Origin of the sequence: Bergeriella denitrificans NBRC 102155, assembly GCF_001592185.1 — a bacterium.
GTDB classification, from domain to species: domain Bacteria; phylum Pseudomonadota; class Gammaproteobacteria; order Burkholderiales; family Neisseriaceae; genus Neisseria; species Neisseria denitrificans.
This window is the reverse complement of the sequence record NZ_BCWL01000018.1, coordinates 1-16,521: the sequence shown is the minus strand read 5'-3', so window position 1 is coordinate 16,521 and position 16,521 is coordinate 1. Positions and strand designations below refer to the sequence as shown.

Below are 16,521 nucleotides of genomic sequence, written 5' to 3'. Positions count from 1 at the left end.
TAGTAAATTCAAATAAAAATCTACAGCGTTGGCTGCGCCTTTCTATATTCATTCACCATAAAAAGGCCGTCTGAAAACACGGGTATTTTTCAGACGGCTTTTGCACACTCAATCAGCGGTGCGGACGCTTCTGGCCTTTGGCCTGAGCCGCTGCCATTTGGTTGATTTCCTGGCGGGTCGGGCGTTTTTTAAACATCGCGTGCGCTTCGTCAACCGAGCATTTTTGCGACAGGCAAATCAGGGTAATGGCATCTTTCTGCGCCTGGCCGCCGCTGTGGTACATACGGCGCAGGTTGGCTTCGTTGATGCGGCCTTTTTCCGGGTCAATGTCGAACTTTTTCAGACGCTCGATAAACTGGCGCTGCTGGCGTTGCGAAGTCCAGTAAAAACCGCCCGCCGCTGCAGCCATAATCACCACGGCCAGCGCGATGGCAATCCACCAGTTATCGACAATCAGTACCAAAATGAGGCTCAATACGGCGGTAGCCAGCACAATCAGCCCGCCCAAACGGATTTTTGTTTTTGTATCCATATTTTTGTATTCCTTGAAACAATTTTTGACCGCCTGCATGGCGATGCTGCCTGCGTTTTCAGACGGCCTTTTGAAAGGTTTACCGCATTTTACAGTATTTTGGCACTGATGGGGATTTTACCCGCACAATCCGCCCGCCGTGCGCACGCAAGCAGTATTTTGAGTTTTGCTAGATTTATGCAGCCAAACCCATCACCAGCATTTTAAACTCCGTCCAAGCATCGCCCTCTTCCGCGCCCTTGATGATGCGGTCGATTTTGGCACAGGTTTTCAGGGCATCCAGCAGACGGGGCACGGGGATGCGCTTCACTGCCAGCGGCGCGAGCGTCTGCTTGTCGCCCCACAGCCTCAGGCTGTTGCGTACCGCCTGCACGCTCTGCCCCTGCTTTAAGGCGGCGGCCAGGCGGATGAGCGTGCGGATGTCTTCCGATACTGCCCACAGTAGCAAAACCGGCTCTTCGCCCTCTTCTTCCAAGCCTTCCAGCAGACGGGACACGCGCAGCGCGTCGCCCTTCATCCATGCGCCGGCCAGCTGGAACACATCAAAGCGCGCCACATTGGCCACGGCGGCTTCGGCATCGGCCATATCGAGCAGGCTGCCTTTGGGATGCAGCAGCGCCAGCTTGTCGATTTCCTGCTTGGCCGCCAGCAGATTGCCCTCTACGCGCCCGGCAAACAGCGCCAGAGCATCGTTTTCAATATCCAAATCCAGCTTTTTCAGACGGCCGCGTATCCATTGCGGCAAGGCGGCGGGGGTAACGGCTTTGGCTTCCAGCACCACGCCTTTACCCGCCAGCGCGGTAAACCATTTGGCCTGGGTTTGCGCTTTTTCCAGCTTGGGCAGCATGATGACGCTAACCGTATCTTCGGGCAGCCGCTCGGCAAACGCCTGCAGCGCGTCACCGCCACTTTTACCCGGTTTGCCGCCCGGGATGTGGATTTCCAGAAATTTCAAATCGGCAAACAGCCCGACGCTGCCGGCCGATTGCAGCAGTTCGTTCCAGTCGAAATTGTTTTCAACGGTATAAACTTCGCGATTGAGATAACCCTGCTGCCGGGCGGCGGCACGCAGGGTGTCCAGCGCTTCAATCCGCAGCAAATCCTCTTCGCCGTGCACCACATACAGGGGCGCAAGCGGCGCGTCGGGGCGGAGCTGCTCGATATTCGCTGCGGCCATTTATTTCGCTGCCGGGATAAAGGTCAGACGGCGCACGATTTGCTCGGCGGCATCGGCGCGCATTTCCGACCAAACGGTCTGGCCTTCCTCGGCCTTACCCAATACTTCGCTGTCGGCATAATCCATCACACGCTGCACCGATACGCTCATCGGCTCACCAATCGGCTCGCCCCGGCGCACGGCCTGCGCCTGCACACGCAGAGTCAGCAGGTATTCGTTAATCACGGCGGCGCGGGTGATGGTGTACACGTCGCGGCGCTCTTCGATGCCGGTAATCTGCAGCTGCGCCTGCGCTTCAGCCGCGCCCACGACCCGGCCGTCGGCGCGGCGCAGTGCGGTTTCCAAAGCCTGCTGCATCCCCGCACCGTCAACCTGCCAGTTTTGATACGGCAGCGGCTTGGAGATGCCCGCCGTGCCTTTCAGGTGGAAGCCGCAGGCCGAAAGCAGCAGCGCGGCGGCGCTCAGGAGGATTTTATTCATAATAGGCTCTCTGTCGGGAAAATCTGTGTGGGCATTATAGCGGATTATGCGGCGGATTGCGGCGTGATGCCGTCTGAAAAATACGGGTGTTTTTCAGACGGCTTTTTCTTACACTTTATGCTGCTTATTCGCCGCTATCCAGCCAAATCAGGCTGACCATGCGGCCGGTTTGCCCGCCGTCGCGGCGGTAGGAGAAAAAGGTATCGCGTTCCAATACCGTGCAATGCGTGCCGCCGTAAATCAGATGAACGCCTTCGCGCTGCAAGACCATGCGTGCCAATGCGTAAATATCGGCCAGGTATTTGCCGTCTGAAATCGGCTCGAATGCCTCGGCGGCTTCTGGCATCTGCGCGCAAAACGCGGCGCGTACATCCTCCCCGACTTCAAAGGCTTCGGGGCCGATGGCCGGGCCGAGATAGGCCATGATTTCCAGCGGATCGGTCTGCATGGCGCGTACGGTATTCTGCAACACACCGCCGGCCAAACCGCGCCAGCCGGCATGTGCCGCCGCAACCACCGTACCCGCTTTGTCGCAAAACAATACCGGCAGGCAATCCGCCGTCATGCTCGCGCAGGCGGCCGTGCCGGTATCGTCCACCGCTGCATCGGCATCGATTAATGCGGACAAGGCTTCTTGCGCGCGCACGACTTTGCTGCTGTGGATTTGGTTGAGATAGGCCACGGGTTTACCGACCCGCGCCTGCACGATTTCGCGGTTGCGCGCCACGTCTTCCGGGCGGTCGCCGACATGTGCGCCGACGTTCATGCTGTGAAACGGCGCGCTGCTGACACCGCCTTTGCGGGTGGTGATTAAGGTTTTTACCCGCGCGGGCGCCGGCCAGTCTGCCGTCAGAAAATCGGCGGATTGGGCTTGTAAGCCCAAGCTTTCGGTTAGGGTTTTCATTATTTTCCTTTGCATTTGGCAACCGATTAACACAGAATAAACAGCCGCTTAAATCAGCATAACCGTATCATTCTATATGGAATAACGGCCTTTTTCAGACGGCCTGCTGCGGCTGATTGCGGATTAGCGTTCGCCGCCCGATGTGCTTTCCGGCGCGTTTTCTGCATCAAACAAATCTTGGTCGAACAAATCCGGCTCGCGGCGGCGGATGCGGCAGTCCAGCATAATGTCTTCCGTGACCGTACAGCAGCAGGGTAAAATCTCGCCCGGGGCGACAAAAGCCAGCGGCAAAGTGGCATAGCCCGCGCGCCCTTGCAGGATTTTGACCCGGCAAGAACCGCAATAGCCGCTGCGGCACTGGTATTCCACCTCGTGCCCCGTGCGCTCCAAGCCCTCCAGCAGGGTTTCGCCCGCCTGCAGCTCGAAAATTTTATCGTGTGTGGTAATCAATGGCATGGCTGACAATATCGTCATTTAGCACAGAATGATACGGTGTGGGCTACGCCCGTCTCAAATGGGAGCTTTGACTAAGCTGCTGACGTGAGTCTATCGCCCCGTACTGTCTGCGGCCTTATTTCATTCTTATTTTATCCGACTATAAAAAAGCCGTCTGAAAGCCTTGGCTATTTTTCAGACGGCCTGTTTACGCCCTTTACAGCTCGAAATCGCCCAAATCATCGGCATTCACTTCCGAATCAATCTGGCCGATGAGGTAAGACGAAATTTCCACTTCCTGCGGCGCGACCTGAACGTTATCCGACGACAGCCACGCGTTGATCCACGGAATCGGGTTTTGCGCCGCGCCGTCGAAAGCCGGCTGCAAGCCCACGGCCTGCATGCGCAGGTTGGTGATGTATTCGACGTATTGGCTCAAAATTTCCTTGTTCAAACCAATCATCGAGCCGTCTTTAAACAGATAGGCCGCCCATTCTTTTTCCTGCTGCGCCGCTTTTTTAAACAGCTCGAAGCATTCGTTTTCCAGCTCGGCGGCGATTTCGGCCATTTCCGGATCGTCCGCGCCCGCACGCATCAGGTTGAGCATGTGCTGGGTGCTGGTCAGGTGCAAGGCTTCGTCGCGGGCGATGAGTTTGATGATTTTGGCATTACCCTCCATCAGTTCGCGCTCGGCAAAGGCAAACGAGCAGGCAAAGGAAACGTAGAAGCGGATGGCTTCCAAAACATTGACGCACATCAGGCACAGATACAGCTTTTTCTTCAACTCGCGCAGGCTGACGGTTACGGTTTGGCCGCCGACGGTATGCCGGCCTTCGCCCAACAGATTGTAATACTGGGTGCATTCAATCAAATCATCGTAGTAGCAGGCGATGTCTTCGGCGCGGGCGATGATGTATTCGTTGTCGACGATGTCGTCAAACACCAGGCTCGGGTCGTTGACGATATTGCGGATGATATGGGTATAGCTGCGCGAGTGGATGGTTTCGGAAAACGACCAAGTTTCAATCCACGTTTCCAATTCCGGAATCGACACCAGCGGCAGCAAGGCCACGTTCGGGCTGCGCCCCTGAATCGAATCGAGCAGGGTTTGGTATTTTAAGTTGCTGATGAAAATGTGTTTTTCATGCTCGGGCAGATTACCGTAGTCGATACGGTCGCGCGATACGTCGATTTCTTCCGGCCGCCAGAAAAACGACAATTGTTTCTCAATCAGTTTTTCGAAAATTTCGTATTTTTGCTGGTCGTAACGCGCCACATTCACCGGCTGGCCGAAAAACATCGGCTCTTTGAGCGCGTCGTTTTTCTGTTTGCTGAAGGTGCTGTATTGCATGGTCAAATGGTCGCAGGACATGGCTTTACTCTTTACTGATTCAGGTTGGAAGCCGTCTGAAAATATTTCAGACGGCCTTTGACTGGTGAAACGGCTAAGCGTAGGTCAGGCACTTTTGCCCGATGTTTTCAAATATATTTTGGCTGAAAAGTACAATCATTTGTCGGGCAAAAGTGCCCGACCTACGGTTAAACGTAAATCTAACTTTAAGTGTATTTTCAGACGGCCTAAGTGTGTCTACCCGAAGGCCGTCTGAAAACATCCGGTATCCATAAACACCGGAACCTTGGGTTACGCCCGCTTCAGGCAGGCTAACCCGACCTACAAGATGGCTTAGATTTTGCACGCCCCGCCCGCGCAGCCGTCGTCCTGCAAATCGGTTTGCGTGTCGTCGGCGCCGTCGCGGGTGTTGTGGTAATACAGGGTTTTTACGCCGTATTTGTAGGCGGTGAGCAGGTCTTTGAGCATTTGTTTCATGGAAACTTTGTTGCCCTCGAATTTGCCCGGGTCGTAGCTGGTATTGGCGGAAATGGCCTGATCGACGAATTTCTGCATGATGCCGACGAGTTTCAGATAGCCGTCGTTACCGGGCATTTGCCACAGGAGCTCGTATTGGTCTTTCAGTTTTTCAAACTCGGGGACGACTTGTTTCAAAATGCCGTCTTTCGAGGCTTTGACCGATACCAGGCCGCGCGGCGGCTCGATGCCGTTGGTGGCGTTGGCGATTTGCGAGCTGGTTTCAGACGGCATGAGCGCAGTCAGGGTGGAGTTGCGCAGGCCGTGTTTGACGATGTCGGCGCGCAGGGCTTCCCAATCGTAGTGCAGCGGCTCTTGGCAGATGGCGTCGAGGTCTTTTTTGTAGGTATCGATCGGCAGTTTGCCTTGCGAATACACGGTTTCGTTAAACAGCGGGCAGGCACCGTATTCTTTGGCCAGATTGACGGAGGCTTTCAGCAGGTAATACTGCATGGCTTCGAAGGTGCGGTGGGTCAAGGCAATGGCGGAATCATCGCTGTATTTCACGCCGTTTTTCGCCAGGTAGTAGGCGTAGTTGATGACGCCGATGCCGAGGGTGCGGCGGTTCATGGTGGCGATACGGGCGGCGGGCACGGGATAATCTTGGTAGTCCAACAGTGCGTCCAAGGCGCGGACGGTCAAATCCGCCAGCTCTTCGAGTTCGTCCAGATTCTCCAATGCGCCCAGGTTGAAGGCCGACAAGGTACACAGGGCGATTTCGCCGTTTTCGTCGCTGATATTGTCCAACGGTTTGGTCGGCAGGGCGATTTCCAGACACAGGTTGGACTGGCGTACTGGGGCGACGCGCGGGTCAAACGGGCTGTGCGTGTTGCAGTGGTCGACGTTTTGGATGTAGATGCGGCCTGTGCCGGCGCGCTCCTGCATAAGCGAGGAGAACAGGTCGGTCGCGGGAATGCTGCGTTTGCGGATGGTTTCGTCTTGCTCGTATTGGGTGTAGAGGCGCTCGAATTCGTCTTGGTCGGCAAAAAATGCTTCGTACAAACCGGGCACTTCGTTGGGCGAAAACAGGGTGATGTTGCCGCCTTTAATCAGGCGGGTGTAGAGCAGGCGGTTGATTTGCACGCCGTAGTCCAGCTGGCGTACGCGGTTTTCTTCCACTCCGCGGTTGTTTTTCAACACCAGCAGGCTTTCGGCCTCGATGTGCCACAACGGGTAAAACAGGGTCGCCGCGCCGCCGCGCACGCCGCCTTGCGAGCAGGATTTGACTGCGGCTTGGAACATTTTGAAAAACGGGATGCAGCCGGTATGCTGCGCTTCGCCGCCGCGGATTTCGCTGCCCAAACCGCGGATGCGGCCGGCGTTGATACCTATGCCGGCGCGTTGGGAAACGTATTTCACAATCGCGCTGGTGGTGGCGTTGATGGAATCCAGGCTGTCGTCGCACTCAATCAACACGCAGCTTGAAAACTGGCGCGTCGGCGTGCGCACGCCGCTCATGATGGGTGTCGGCAGCGATACTTTGAAGGTGGAAACGGCGTCGTAAAAGCGTTTCACATAGCCCAGACGTGTTGCTTTCGGATATTTGCTGAACAGGCACATCGCCACCAAAATATACAGGAATTGCGGCGTTTCGTAGATTTGGCGGGTCACGCGGTTCTGTACCAGATATTTGCCTTCCAGCTGCTTCACGGCGGCATAAGAGAAGGTCATGTCGCGGCTGTGGTCGATATAGGCATTGAGTTCGTCAAACTCTTCGCGGGTGTAATCTTCGAGAATGTGGCGGTCGTATTTACCCGCTTCGGTCAGCTTGGCCACATGGTCGTAGAGATGCGGCGGCTCAAATTCGCCGTATGCAACCTTACGCAGGTGGAAAATGGCCAAGCGCGCGGCCAGATACTGGTAATCCGGCGTTTCCTGGGAAATCAAATCGGCCGCAGCCTTGATGATGGTCTCGTGGATATCGTCGGTGCGGATGCCGTTGTAAAACTGGATATGCGACTTCAACTCGACTTGGGATACGGAAACATTGTCCAAGCCCTCGGCTGCCCAAGTGACGACGCGGTGGATTTTATCCAAATTAATCGGCTCCAGGCGGCCGTCTCGTTTGGTGACTTGCAAATTGGTTGTCGCATTCATTTAGTAGTTTCCCCGGCTTTAAGTGGCATTAAAACACAAGATACGGTATTCGATCAGATTGAGTGGCACAATATAAAGGATTTCACGCTGCATTTCCAGTCTTGACAAGCGCGGTTTTTCGCTTCCGGTTTTCAGACGGCATCAGCCACCGTTTCCGCCCCTTCACCGCCCCGCCCCGCCCGATTCCTGATTATTCAAGACTTGCGGCAATATGCCGCTGCAATAACCATAAAACCGCATTTGCTTCCCCTATCGCTACCTGCCTATCAAATAAGGAAAAATTCCCCGCTGCCGCCGCCGCGTTTCTCCGAAAATCCGCCCGAATCTACATAGTTAATTTATGTAAATAATTTAACGCAAAAACAACACTATCCGCATTAACTCATTTTATTTTATTGATACTCAAATACTTATACAAAATCAGACTGTACAAATCCGATAAATCGGCGTATGCTTCAATACATTCATAAAATATGAAACTTATAAAGCCGTCTGAAAACGGCGCTAACACCATTTTCTTGCAAAAAGGACACAACCATGACCGATTTAACCGTTTGGGAAACCGCCCCGTTCAACGCCACCATCGACCACATCCTGCAGCGCTACCACAACGTCCACCGCGCCCAACTCGCCGAGCTTGTACCGCTGGCGGAAAAAGTCGCCACCGTACACGCCGGCAGCTTCCCCGCCGAAATCGCCGCCCTGCTCGCCCACATGCAGGACGAGCTGCTGATGCACATGATGAAAGAAGAACGGATGCTGTTTCCCATGATTAACCAAGGCGCGGGGCGCGGCGCGTCCATGCCCATCAGCGTGATGATGCACGAGCACGAGGAACACGACCAAGCCATCGCCCGCCTGCGCGAGCTGACCGACAACTTCACCGTGCCCGCCGAAGCCTGCGGCAGCTGGACCCGCCTCTACCGCCTGGCCGAAGAGCTGGTCAACGACCTGAGCGACCACATCCGCCTGGAAAACGACATCCTCTTCGCCCGCGTATTGGCTTCTTGATAAGAATGACTGGGAAATTTAAACCTCCTGATGGTTTGAATTTCCCGCTCTTACTACGCAGCCGCCCTATACCTATCCGATAAGTTACCGAGAGTCTGCCTTACATCTGATTAACGTAAGTTAACTAGAGCGATACTGTCTTTCACATACTTATCCAGTATATTCTTACCGATTCTGAATTTGGGAAAATGCTGTGCCTGTTATTGCCTACCGCCCTTTCATTTACCTGCTGTCTGCCTTTTCTTTGCTTGCTGTCAGCGCGTTGGTACAGGCCGCTCCGCATTCTGTGCTGCTGCGCGACGATTTTTATCCTAACTGCGATATCCGGCAGCTGAATTTAAGCCAAGAGCAGCAAAATGCCCTGCGCCGCATCCGCATCGATTACAAGCAGGCCGGAGAGCGTGCCTATCGCAAAGCCGCGCGGGTAGACCGTACCCGCCGCCAAAGCATTGTCCGTGTATTATCTGCTGAAAATTTCGATCAGAATAAGGCCCGTGATTATGTGGAAAACCGCTATTTGGCCAGTATGGATTTTGCAGTGGACGAACTGGCCATCCAACACCGTTTTTTCCAACTGCTCAACAATACCCAGCGCCAGCAGTGGCTGACAAACTGCCTGCGCTGAAAAGCTTAAATCCTATTTCCAAATGTTCCGTATGGCACAGAAGTGTTACCAGCATGGGTAATGCCTGTGATTTACCGCTGTCTGTCATACGATATACAGTCAAATAAATGCGGCAATGTCTAAATAGACTTGCCGTTTTTTTGGCTATTATTTTTGTTATTTTTTGAGGTTGTTATGTCAAACTGGTCTGAAGGTTACGTTACCGATATTACTTATACGCACGGCTATTATCATGAAATGTCGCCGCGCCATGCGCTTGTGCCGCTGCTGCAGGCCGGCATTGCCATGCCGGAGGTAAAAAACGCATGTGAGTTGGGTTTCGGTCAAGGCGTATCCATCAATATTCACGCCGCAGGCAGCGATGCACAATGGTACGGCACGGATTTTAACCCCGCGCAAGTATCGTTTGCCAGAGAATGGGCGGCAGAATCCGGCAGCGGAGCCAAACTTTCCGATCAAGCTTTTGCCGAGTTTTGCCAGCGCGATGACTTACCAGAATTCGGATACATCGGCTTACACGGCATTTGGTCGTGGATTAGTGATGAAAACCGCCACATCATCGTTGATTTTATCCGCCGCAAACTTGCCGTCGGCGGCGTGCTGTATATCAGCTATAACACCCTGCCCGGCTGGGCCGCAACCTCACCCATCCAGCATTTATTGTCGGTATGGGATAAAAACATGGCAGCCAGCACAGACGATTACCGCAAGCGCGTGACGCAGGCGGTGGCGTTTGGTAGTGAAATTTTTGCCCAAAGTAATCTGCAGCAAAAATCCAGCGAGTTAAGCGAATTCATTGAAGATTTAAAAAAGAAAGATTACCGCTATTTGGCGCACGAATATTTTAATCAAGAATGGCGCCCGATGTACTTTACCGAAGTAGCGGATCATCTAGAGTCTGCCAAACTCAACTATGTATGCTCTTCCAGCTATTTGGAAGACTTTACCAATACCAATTTCAGCAACGAGCAAGAAGAGATTTTCAATAAGCTGCCAAACTACCGTATGCAGCAAACAGCTAAAGACTACATGCTGGGCAGACGTTTCCGCCGTGACTTATGGGTAAAAGGCGGCGTGCAACTGAGCGGCAAACGCCTGAACGAGGCGCGCGGCCGTTTGCAGTTTATGCTGATTACCGACCGTGACAAGCTGTCCGGCGTACTGACATATTATCGCCAAACCCAGTTAATCAACGAACATCTGGATGCCATCTTAGATGTTATCGGAGATAAAAAACCGCACCGCCTCAGCGATATTTATGCGGCCATCAAAGATAAAAACATCATGAACGAGCCTCAACTGTTTATGATCATGGCACTGCTGTTTGCCAAAAAAGACGTGGTACTGGTGCAAGAGCAGGAAACCATTGCGGCCGCTAAGAAAAAGTGCGATGCATTGAACCAGCACATCATGACGCTGGCGGAGAACAGCCAGCAAATCGCACACTTGGCAAGCCCGGTAACCGGCGAAGCCGTGGTATGCAGCCAGCTGGACATGCTGTTTACCGCAGCAGTCAACAAAGGCATATCCAAATCCAAACAAATGGCGCAGCACGTTTGGGATATCTTTAAGCTGCAAGGCTCAACACTGAATAAAGACGGCCAGCCGCTGCAAGGCGATGAGGCGAATTTGGCAGAGCTCGAGCGTTTGGCCGGCGAGTTTAATGAGAATAAATTGGCACTTTTGCGCCAACTGGGTATTGCCAAGAAATAAGCTGAATGCGTTAAGCGATTCAATTAAAGCGCACCGTATCGCACGGTGCGCTTTTTATAGTCATTTAAAATAAGAATGGTACAGCGTTACTTCGCCTTGTTTGGCTAGGCAAACGTCCGCTGCTCCGGCAGCCGCCCTGCCCAATCGCAGGCAAACTGCCAGGCCGAGCGGCCGGAGCGGTTGCCGCGTGTTTGCGCCCATTGCAGCGCAGCTTTGCGGGCAGTTTCGTCGTAGTCAACGCCGAAATCGGCCAGCCAGTTTTGCACGGCCTGCAGGTAGTCGTTTTGGTCGAAGGGGTAAAAACTCAGCCACAGGCCGAAGCGGTCGGACAGGGAGATTTTTTCTTCCACGGCTTCTTTTTGGTGGATTTCGCCACGGATGCCGGTTGTGCCGCCGTTTTCATCCATATATTCGGGCATCAGGTGGCGGCGGTTGGAGGTGGCGTACACCAATACGTTGCTGCAGCGCTGCGACAGACCGCCGTCCAGCGTGGTTTTCAGGGCTTTGTAGGTTTCGTCGCCCTGCTCGAAGGATAAGTCGTCGCAGAAGACGATGAATTTTTCGGGGCGTTTTTCCAGCAGGCTCAGCAGCGCGGGCAGGCTGATTAAGTCGCTTTTATCGACTTCAATCAGGCGCAGGCCCTGCGCGGCGTATTCGTGCAGCAAGGCTTTGACCAGCGATGATTTGCCCGTGCCGCGCGAGCCGCTCATCAATACGTTGTTAGCGGGGCGGCCGGCGAGAAACTGCTCGGTATTGCGTTTGAGCTGCTCGGTCTGCGTGCCGACGGCGGCCAGGCGGTCGAGCGGAAAGGTGTGCGGGTTCGGCAGGCTTTCCAATACGCCTTTGCGGCCGACGCTCTGCCAGCGGTAGGCCAGCGCCGTCCAATCGGTTGCGCCCGGCTCGGCGGGCAGAATCAAATCCAGGCGGTTTAACACCGAATGGGCTTTTTTCAAAAACTTGGCCAGTTTCATGATGGTCCTTTCAAGCACCCGCGTTCCGCTATCTGCCCTGCTGCGCCATCACGCGCATCACGGTATCGACGACGGCCTGCGTTTGCGGATCGATTTCGATATTGATTTCATCGCCTGCTTTCCGGCTGCCGAACAGGGTGCGCTGCAGCGTTTCCGGAATCAGGTGTACGTTAAACTCGCTGTCGCCGACTTCGCCTATGGTCAGGCTGCAGCCGTCCAGCCCCACAAAGCCTTTGGTCAGGATATACGGCTTGAGCGCTTCGGGCAGGGCAAACCAGACGGTGCGGTTCAGCGCGGTGTCTTCGATGCGGGTAATGTGCGTGACCGCCATCACATGGCCGCTCATCACATGGCCGCCGATTTCGTCGCCGAATTTGGCGGCGCGCTCGAGATTGACCCAATCGCCCGTTTTCAGACGGCCTAAATTGGTTTTCGCCAATGTTTCGCGCATCAAATCAAAGCTGACGCGGCGGCCGTTGATTTGCGTAATGGTCAGGCAGCAGCCGTTGTGGGCAACGGATGCGCCGATTTGCAGATTATCCGCCATCTCGGGCGGCAATTCGACCACATGGGTGCGGAAATCGGCAGCCGGCTCGGCCACTTCGATAATCTGCCCCATGCCTTGTACGATACCTGTAAACATAGTCTTCCTTTTCTGCCCGCTGCCCATTGCGGGGCGGGTTTAGGCCGTCTGAAAATGGCGGCTCACACGCCGGCCAGTTCCTCACGCATACGGTTAATCACGGCGCGGTAATCGGGCTGGCCGAAAATCGCCGAGCCGGCCACAAACGTATCCGCACCGGCTGCCGCAACGGCTGCGATATTGTCGGTTTTGATGCCGCCGTCCACTTCCAGCGCAATCCGCCGGCCGCTCTGCGCTTCGTATTCGTCCAACAGCTTGCGGACGCTGCGGATTTTTTCCAAAGTATGCGGAATAAAGCTCTGGCCGCCGAAGCCGGGGTTGACCGACATCAGTAGCACCATGTCCAAACGGTCGAGCACATGCGCCAATATGCCGACGGGCGTGGCCGGGTTCAGCACCAAGCCCGCCTGGCATCCGGCATCGGCAATCAGGCTCAGGCTGCGGTCGATATGGCGGCTGGCTTCCGGGTGAAAGGTAATGATGTCGGCGCCGGCTTTGGCAAACGACTGAATCAAATCGTCCACCGGCTCCACCATCAGATGCACGTCCACCGGCACGGTGGCATACGGCTTCAACGCCGCGCACACCATGGGGCCGAAGGTCAGATTGGGCACATAATGGTTGTCCATCACATCGAAATGGATTAAATCTGCGCCCGCTTCGATAACGCGGCTGACTTCCTGCCCCAGGCAGGCAAAATCGGCCGACAAAATGCTGGGGGCGATACGGAACTGCTTCATAAGAAACTCCCTAAAATCATGCGGTAGCGTGTGTTTTTCAGACGGCCTGCTGCGGCTTTTTGCGTCTGAGGGCAAAGCCGTGTATGCTTACAGCTTTCTTTGATAACTTTTTTCAATCATTATGAACTTACTCATCAGAATCAGCAACTTTATCGGCAACACCTTTGCGCTGTGGGCGGCATTGTGCGCGTTGGTGGCGTTTTTGTCACCCGAAACCTTCAAATGGGTGCTGCCGCATATTCCGCTGCTGCTCGGCATCATTATGTTCGGCATGGGCTTAACGCTCAGCCCTGCCGATTTCAAAATCATCGGCCGCCACCCCAAAGCCGTAATTATCGGCGTGGTCGCCCAATTCGTCATCATGCCGCTGACCGCTTACGGCTTGGTTAAGCTCTTCAACCTGCCGCCTGAAATCGCCATCGGCGTGATTTTGGTGGGCTGCTGCCCGGGCGGTACGGCTTCCAATGTGATGACTTATCTGGCACGCGGCAATGTGGCGCTCTCCGTGGCGGTGACTTCCGTTTCCACCCTGCTGGCGCCGGTACTCACGCCTGCCGTGTTCCTACTGCTGGCGGGCGAAATGCTCGACATCAACGCTTCGGCGATGTTTATTTCCATTGCCAAAATGGTTTTGCTGCCGATTGCGCTGGGTCTGATTGCCCACGGCCTGTTCCGCAAACAGACCGAGCGTGCGGCGGGTATGCTGCCGCTGGTTTCGGTGGTCGCCATTGCCCTGATTATCGGCGCGGTGGTCGGCGCGAGCAAGGGCAAAATCATCGAAAGCGGCCTGCTGATTTTCGGCGTGGTGGTGCTGCACAACGGCTTGGGCTACCTTTTGGGCTTTTTGGCCGCCAAACTCAGCAAGCTGCCGTATGACGCGCAAAAAACGCTGGCCATCGAAGTGGGGATGCAAAACTCCGGCCTCGGCGCGGCGCTGGCTGCCGCCCACTTTGCCGCTTCGCCGGTGACTGCCGTACCTTCCGCGCTCTTCAGCGTGTGGCACAATATTTCCGGCTCGCTGCTGGCTTCTTACTGGTCGGCCAAAGCGGATAAAACTGCCGAACCTGCCGAAGCGCCGTCCGATCGCAGCGCGTAATCACGATTCCGATACGCTTTTGCCCTATCCAAGCCGTCTGAAAACGCCGTTTTTCAGACGGCTTTTTTATGCCGTGTCGTCAGCGGGCTAACTCTGTAGCAGAATGAACTTACCGACTAGATAGTGAAACTCCTAAAAACAAAAATCTTTATTGCCGTCATTCCCGCATCAATGCTTCAATATCCGCCACGCTCTTCGGCGCCTGCGCCGTATAGTTTTCCGCGCCGTCGGCGGTCACCAGCACATTGTCTTCGATGCGGATGCCGATATTGTGGAACGCGGCGGGAATGTCGGCAGCTGCGGCGATATACAGCCCCGGCTCGATGGTGGTGGTCATGCCCGGGCGCAGCAGCAGCGGTTTGCCGTCTTGCCAGCGTTTGCCGACATCGTGTACGTCCAAGCCGACCCAATGGCCGAGACCGTGCATATAAAAACGCTGATACGCCTGCGATTCGATATTGCCCGCCACCGAGCCTTGCAGCAGCTTCAAATCAATCAGCCCCTGCACCAGAATATTCAAGGCCAACAGATGAATTTCGCCCCAGTCGGCCTGCGGCTTCACCGCGGCGATGGCCGCTTCGTTGGCCGCCAATACGATTTCATACACGTCTTTTTGCGCCGCGCTGAAACGGCCGTTCACGGGGAAGGTGCGCGTAATGTCGCCCGCATACAGGCCGTATTCCGCGCCCGCATCAATCAGCAGCAGCTCGCCGTCTTGCAGCGTATCCCGATTATCGACGTAATGCAGGCAGCAGGCGTTTTTGCCGCCGGCGACGATACTGTTATAAGCGGGGAACCGCGCGCCGTGGCGCATAAATTCGTGCAGGATTTCAGCTTCAATCTGCAGCTCGTTCAGCCCCGGGCGGGTCGTCTGCATGGCGCGGATATGCGCGCGCGCGCTGATGTCGCCTGCTTTTCGCAGCAGTTCGATTTCGTATTCATCTTTAACCAAGCGCATCGGATCCAATAGCGCGGCCAAGTCCGCCAGATTTTCAGGGGCATAACTGTTGGTCTGCACGCGGCGGCCGGCGCTTTGCTGCGCGGCGTGCCACAGCGCCATCACTTCGCGGTCGCGCTCGGGATACAGCCCCCACAGCGCGTACAGGCTTTTTTTGTTCAACAACAAGCGGCTCAGATGCTGCGGCCAAGTGTCGAAAGGATGGGCTTCGTCAAACGCAAACGCATCTGCCGCCGCATCCGGGCCGTAGCGGAAACCGTTCCAAATCTCGCCCAGCGGATCTTTGGGGCGGCAGAACAGCAGGCTTTTGCCGCTGGCGCCGTCGAGCAGCATCACCGCCTGCGGCTCGCCAAAGCCGCTCAGATAATGGAAATAGCTGTCTTGGCGGAACGGAAACTCGGTGTCGTTGCTGCGGCGCTGTTCGGGCGCGGCAAACAATACGGCCACGCCTTCGCTGCCGATTTGCGCCAAGACACGGCGGCGGCGTTCGATAAAGGGCGTAAGGTTCATAACTATCCTTTCGGTATCGGCAGCAGGCCGTCTGATTTTCAGACGGCCTGAGTTCATTGAATCAACTGATTGTTCTTGGCGGCATTCACCCGATGCGCCAGCCACAAAGCCGCCGCCGCGCCCGCCATATCGGCCGCGCCGTCGCCCCACGAGCCTTGCCGCGTGGCGGTAAACGCTGCCTGCGCCCATTCGCTCAACAGCGCATAAACCAAGGCACACAGCAGCAGGCCGCGATAGGGAATAGCCCGTTTTTCGCGGATAAAGGCTTTGGCACACAGCCAAAACTGGGCGAAAAACAGGGCAAAATGCGCGACCTTGTCGAAATGCGGAAACGGCGGCACACCGCCGCCCGCTTCGCGAAACAGCAGCGAGTAAATGCCGGCGGCCAGCCACAAGAGCGCGAGCAGGGTAAATCGATTACGCGGTATCGGCATATCAGGCTTCTTCGTCTAACCAGGTTTGGCAGATTTGCGCCAAGCGCCCGAATTTGCCGCCGCGCTGCGCCAAAATATCACGCCACTGCGACACTTCTTCGCGGCTCGGGGCTTCGTCGATGCTGCATTCATACAGCCAGAAATCCAGCGTTTCTTCAACGATGCCGACGGATTCGGTTTGGATAAGGGTTAACAGTTCGGACATAATTTCAGTAAAGACGATTGGAATAAAATGGAAACATAAACCGCATAACCGGCAGAAAAGCAGGCTTTTTCAGACGGCATCTGCGGCGGCAGAGCCGCTAAGGTGTAAGAAATCCTAGCGTTG

At 55.3% G+C, this 16,521-nt stretch carries 17 protein-coding genes; 4 read left to right on the top strand and 13 right to left on the bottom strand.

The window, feature by feature from the left end:
- Nucleotides 1-112: 112 nt before the first annotated feature.
- The 7 genes from BDE01S_RS02505 to nrdA all read right to left on the bottom strand — a co-directional run bounded on the left by BDE01S_RS02505 (nt 113) and on the right by nrdA (nt 7,492).
- Nucleotides 113-532: a hypothetical protein gene (locus BDE01S_RS02505; RefSeq protein ID WP_066076946.1), complete on the bottom strand. Its 420-nt coding sequence runs from the start codon at nt 530-532 to the stop codon at nt 113-115.
- A gap of 175 nt (nt 533-707) precedes the next feature.
- Nucleotides 708-1,709, bottom strand: a complete 1,002-nt coding sequence (gene holA / locus BDE01S_RS02500; RefSeq protein WP_066076936.1) for a DNA polymerase III subunit delta — start codon at nt 1,707-1,709, stop codon at nt 708-710.
- Nucleotides 1,710-2,189: an LPS-assembly lipoprotein LptE gene (locus tag BDE01S_RS02495; RefSeq protein WP_066076932.1), complete on the bottom strand. Its 480-nt coding sequence runs from the start codon at nt 2,187-2,189 to the stop codon at nt 1,710-1,712.
- A 124-nt stretch (nt 2,190-2,313) separates the two neighbouring features.
- A complete protein-coding gene (pgeF, locus tag BDE01S_RS02490) occupies nt 2,314-3,093 on the bottom strand; it encodes a peptidoglycan editing factor PgeF (protein ID WP_066076927.1) in 780 nt (259 codons plus the stop codon).
- Between the two features lie 123 nt (nt 3,094-3,216).
- Complete coding sequence (yfaE, locus tag BDE01S_RS02485) at nt 3,217-3,549, bottom strand: class I ribonucleotide reductase maintenance protein YfaE (protein WP_066076924.1); 333 nt, start codon at nt 3,547-3,549, stop codon at nt 3,217-3,219.
- 196 nt (nt 3,550-3,745) lie between these two features.
- Nucleotides 3,746-4,879: a class Ia ribonucleoside-diphosphate reductase subunit beta gene (gene nrdB / locus BDE01S_RS02480; protein WP_066076939.1), complete on the bottom strand. Its 1,134-nt coding sequence runs from the start codon at nt 4,877-4,879 to the stop codon at nt 3,746-3,748.
- 333 nt (nt 4,880-5,212) lie between these two features.
- Nucleotides 5,213-7,492, bottom strand: coding sequence for a class 1a ribonucleoside-diphosphate reductase subunit alpha (gene nrdA, locus BDE01S_RS02475; RefSeq protein ID WP_066076921.1), 2,280 nt, complete (start codon nt 7,490-7,492; stop codon nt 5,213-5,215).
- Between the two features lie 537 nt (nt 7,493-8,029).
- On the opposite strand from nrdA, the gene dnrN reads away from it, so the two are divergent.
- The 3 genes from dnrN (at nt 8,030) to BDE01S_RS02460 (ending at nt 10,841) form a co-directional block, all read left to right on the top strand.
- Entirely contained in the window at nt 8,030-8,503 is a 474-nt protein-coding gene (gene dnrN, locus BDE01S_RS02470) for an iron-sulfur cluster repair protein DnrN (protein ID WP_066076917.1), read from the top strand.
- Between the two features lie 193 nt (nt 8,504-8,696).
- A complete protein-coding gene (locus tag BDE01S_RS02465) occupies nt 8,697-9,128 on the top strand; it encodes a Spy/CpxP family protein refolding chaperone (RefSeq protein WP_115225364.1) in 432 nt (143 codons plus the stop codon).
- Nucleotides 9,129-9,302: 174 nt separating this feature from the next.
- On the top strand, nt 9,303-10,841 hold the full coding sequence (locus BDE01S_RS02460; RefSeq protein ID WP_147283874.1) for a class I SAM-dependent methyltransferase: 1,539 nt from the start codon (nt 9,303-9,305) through the stop codon (nt 10,839-10,841).
- A 104-nt stretch (nt 10,842-10,945) separates the two neighbouring features.
- Here BDE01S_RS02460 and BDE01S_RS02455 read toward each other — a convergent pair whose 3' ends face one another.
- The 3 genes from BDE01S_RS02455 to rpe form a co-directional block, all read right to left on the bottom strand.
- Complete coding sequence (locus tag BDE01S_RS02455; RefSeq protein WP_066076907.1) at nt 10,946-11,812, bottom strand: ATP-binding protein; 867 nt, start codon at nt 11,810-11,812, stop codon at nt 10,946-10,948.
- A gap of 28 nt (nt 11,813-11,840) precedes the next feature.
- Entirely contained in the window at nt 11,841-12,455 is a 615-nt protein-coding gene (locus BDE01S_RS02450) for a riboflavin synthase (protein WP_066076904.1), read from the bottom strand.
- Between the two features lie 62 nt (nt 12,456-12,517).
- Entirely contained in the window at nt 12,518-13,195 is a 678-nt protein-coding gene (gene rpe / locus BDE01S_RS02445; protein WP_066076901.1) for a ribulose-phosphate 3-epimerase, read from the bottom strand.
- Nucleotides 13,196-13,316: 121 nt separating this feature from the next.
- On the opposite strand from rpe, the gene BDE01S_RS02440 reads away from it, so the two are divergent.
- Complete coding sequence (locus BDE01S_RS02440; RefSeq protein WP_066076898.1) at nt 13,317-14,291, top strand: bile acid:sodium symporter family protein; 975 nt, start codon at nt 13,317-13,319, stop codon at nt 14,289-14,291.
- Between the two features lie 157 nt (nt 14,292-14,448).
- On the opposite strand, the gene pepP is transcribed toward BDE01S_RS02440, so the two are convergent.
- Genes pepP through BDE01S_RS02425 form a run of 3 tightly spaced genes read right to left on the bottom strand, consistent with a single transcriptional unit; the run spans nt 14,449 to nt 16,398 of the window.
- The gene (gene pepP / locus BDE01S_RS02435; RefSeq protein ID WP_066076895.1) at nt 14,449-15,759 is read right to left on the bottom strand and encodes a Xaa-Pro aminopeptidase; all 1,311 of its coding nucleotides are present in this window, start codon (nt 15,757-15,759) and stop codon (nt 14,449-14,451) included.
- Nucleotides 15,760-15,812: 53 nt separating this feature from the next.
- Nucleotides 15,813-16,193 (bottom strand): VanZ family protein, encoded by a 381-nt coding sequence (locus BDE01S_RS02430; protein WP_066076890.1) that lies wholly within the window; start codon nt 16,191-16,193, stop codon nt 15,813-15,815.
- 1 nt (nt 16,194) lies between these two features.
- Nucleotides 16,195-16,398 carry a dioxygenase gene (locus BDE01S_RS02425; protein ID WP_066076887.1) on the bottom strand — a complete coding sequence of 68 codons (204 nt, stop codon included), beginning with the start codon at nt 16,396-16,398 and terminating at the stop codon, nt 16,195-16,197.
- Between the last annotated feature and the right edge of the window lie 123 nt (nt 16,399-16,521).

Bases quoted from the DNA above. Each gene is read 5' to 3' on its own strand.
- nrdA (WP_066076921.1), bottom strand. From the start codon at position 7,492: ATGAATGCGACAACCAATTTGCAAGTCACCAAACGAGACGGCCGCCTG.
- BDE01S_RS02495 (WP_066076932.1), bottom strand. From the start codon at position 2,189: ATGAATAAAATCCTCCTGAGCGCCGCCGCGCTGCTGCTTTCGGCCTGC.
- holA (WP_066076936.1), bottom strand. From the start codon at position 1,709: ATGGCCGCAGCGAATATCGAGCAGCTCCGCCCCGACGCGCCGCTTGCG.
- BDE01S_RS02430 (WP_066076890.1), bottom strand. From the start codon at position 16,193: ATGCCGATACCGCGTAATCGATTTACCCTGCTCGCGCTCTTGTGGCTG.
- pepP (WP_066076895.1), bottom strand. From the start codon at position 15,759: ATGAACCTTACGCCCTTTATCGAACGCCGCCGCCGTGTCTTGGCGCAA.
- BDE01S_RS02505 (WP_066076946.1), bottom strand. From the start codon at position 532: ATGGATACAAAAACAAAAATCCGTTTGGGCGGGCTGATTGTGCTGGCT.
- BDE01S_RS02460 (WP_147283874.1), top strand. From the start codon at position 9,303: ATGTCAAACTGGTCTGAAGGTTACGTTACCGATATTACTTATACGCAC.
- dnrN (WP_066076917.1), top strand. From the start codon at position 8,030: ATGACCGATTTAACCGTTTGGGAAACCGCCCCGTTCAACGCCACCATC.
- yfaE (WP_066076924.1), bottom strand. From the start codon at position 3,549: ATGCCATTGATTACCACACACGATAAAATTTTCGAGCTGCAGGCGGGC.
- BDE01S_RS02450 (WP_066076904.1), bottom strand. From the start codon at position 12,455: ATGTTTACAGGTATCGTACAAGGCATGGGGCAGATTATCGAAGTGGCC.
- BDE01S_RS02440 (WP_066076898.1), top strand. From the start codon at position 13,317: ATGAACTTACTCATCAGAATCAGCAACTTTATCGGCAACACCTTTGCG.
- BDE01S_RS02455 (WP_066076907.1), bottom strand. From the start codon at position 11,812: ATGAAACTGGCCAAGTTTTTGAAAAAAGCCCATTCGGTGTTAAACCGC.
- nrdB (WP_066076939.1), bottom strand. From the start codon at position 4,879: ATGCAATACAGCACCTTCAGCAAACAGAAAAACGACGCGCTCAAAGAG.
- pgeF (WP_066076927.1), bottom strand. From the start codon at position 3,093: ATGAAAACCCTAACCGAAAGCTTGGGCTTACAAGCCCAATCCGCCGAT.
- rpe (WP_066076901.1), bottom strand. From the start codon at position 13,195: ATGAAGCAGTTCCGTATCGCCCCCAGCATTTTGTCGGCCGATTTTGCC.
- BDE01S_RS02425 (WP_066076887.1), bottom strand. From the start codon at position 16,398: ATGTCCGAACTGTTAACCCTTATCCAAACCGAATCCGTCGGCATCGTT.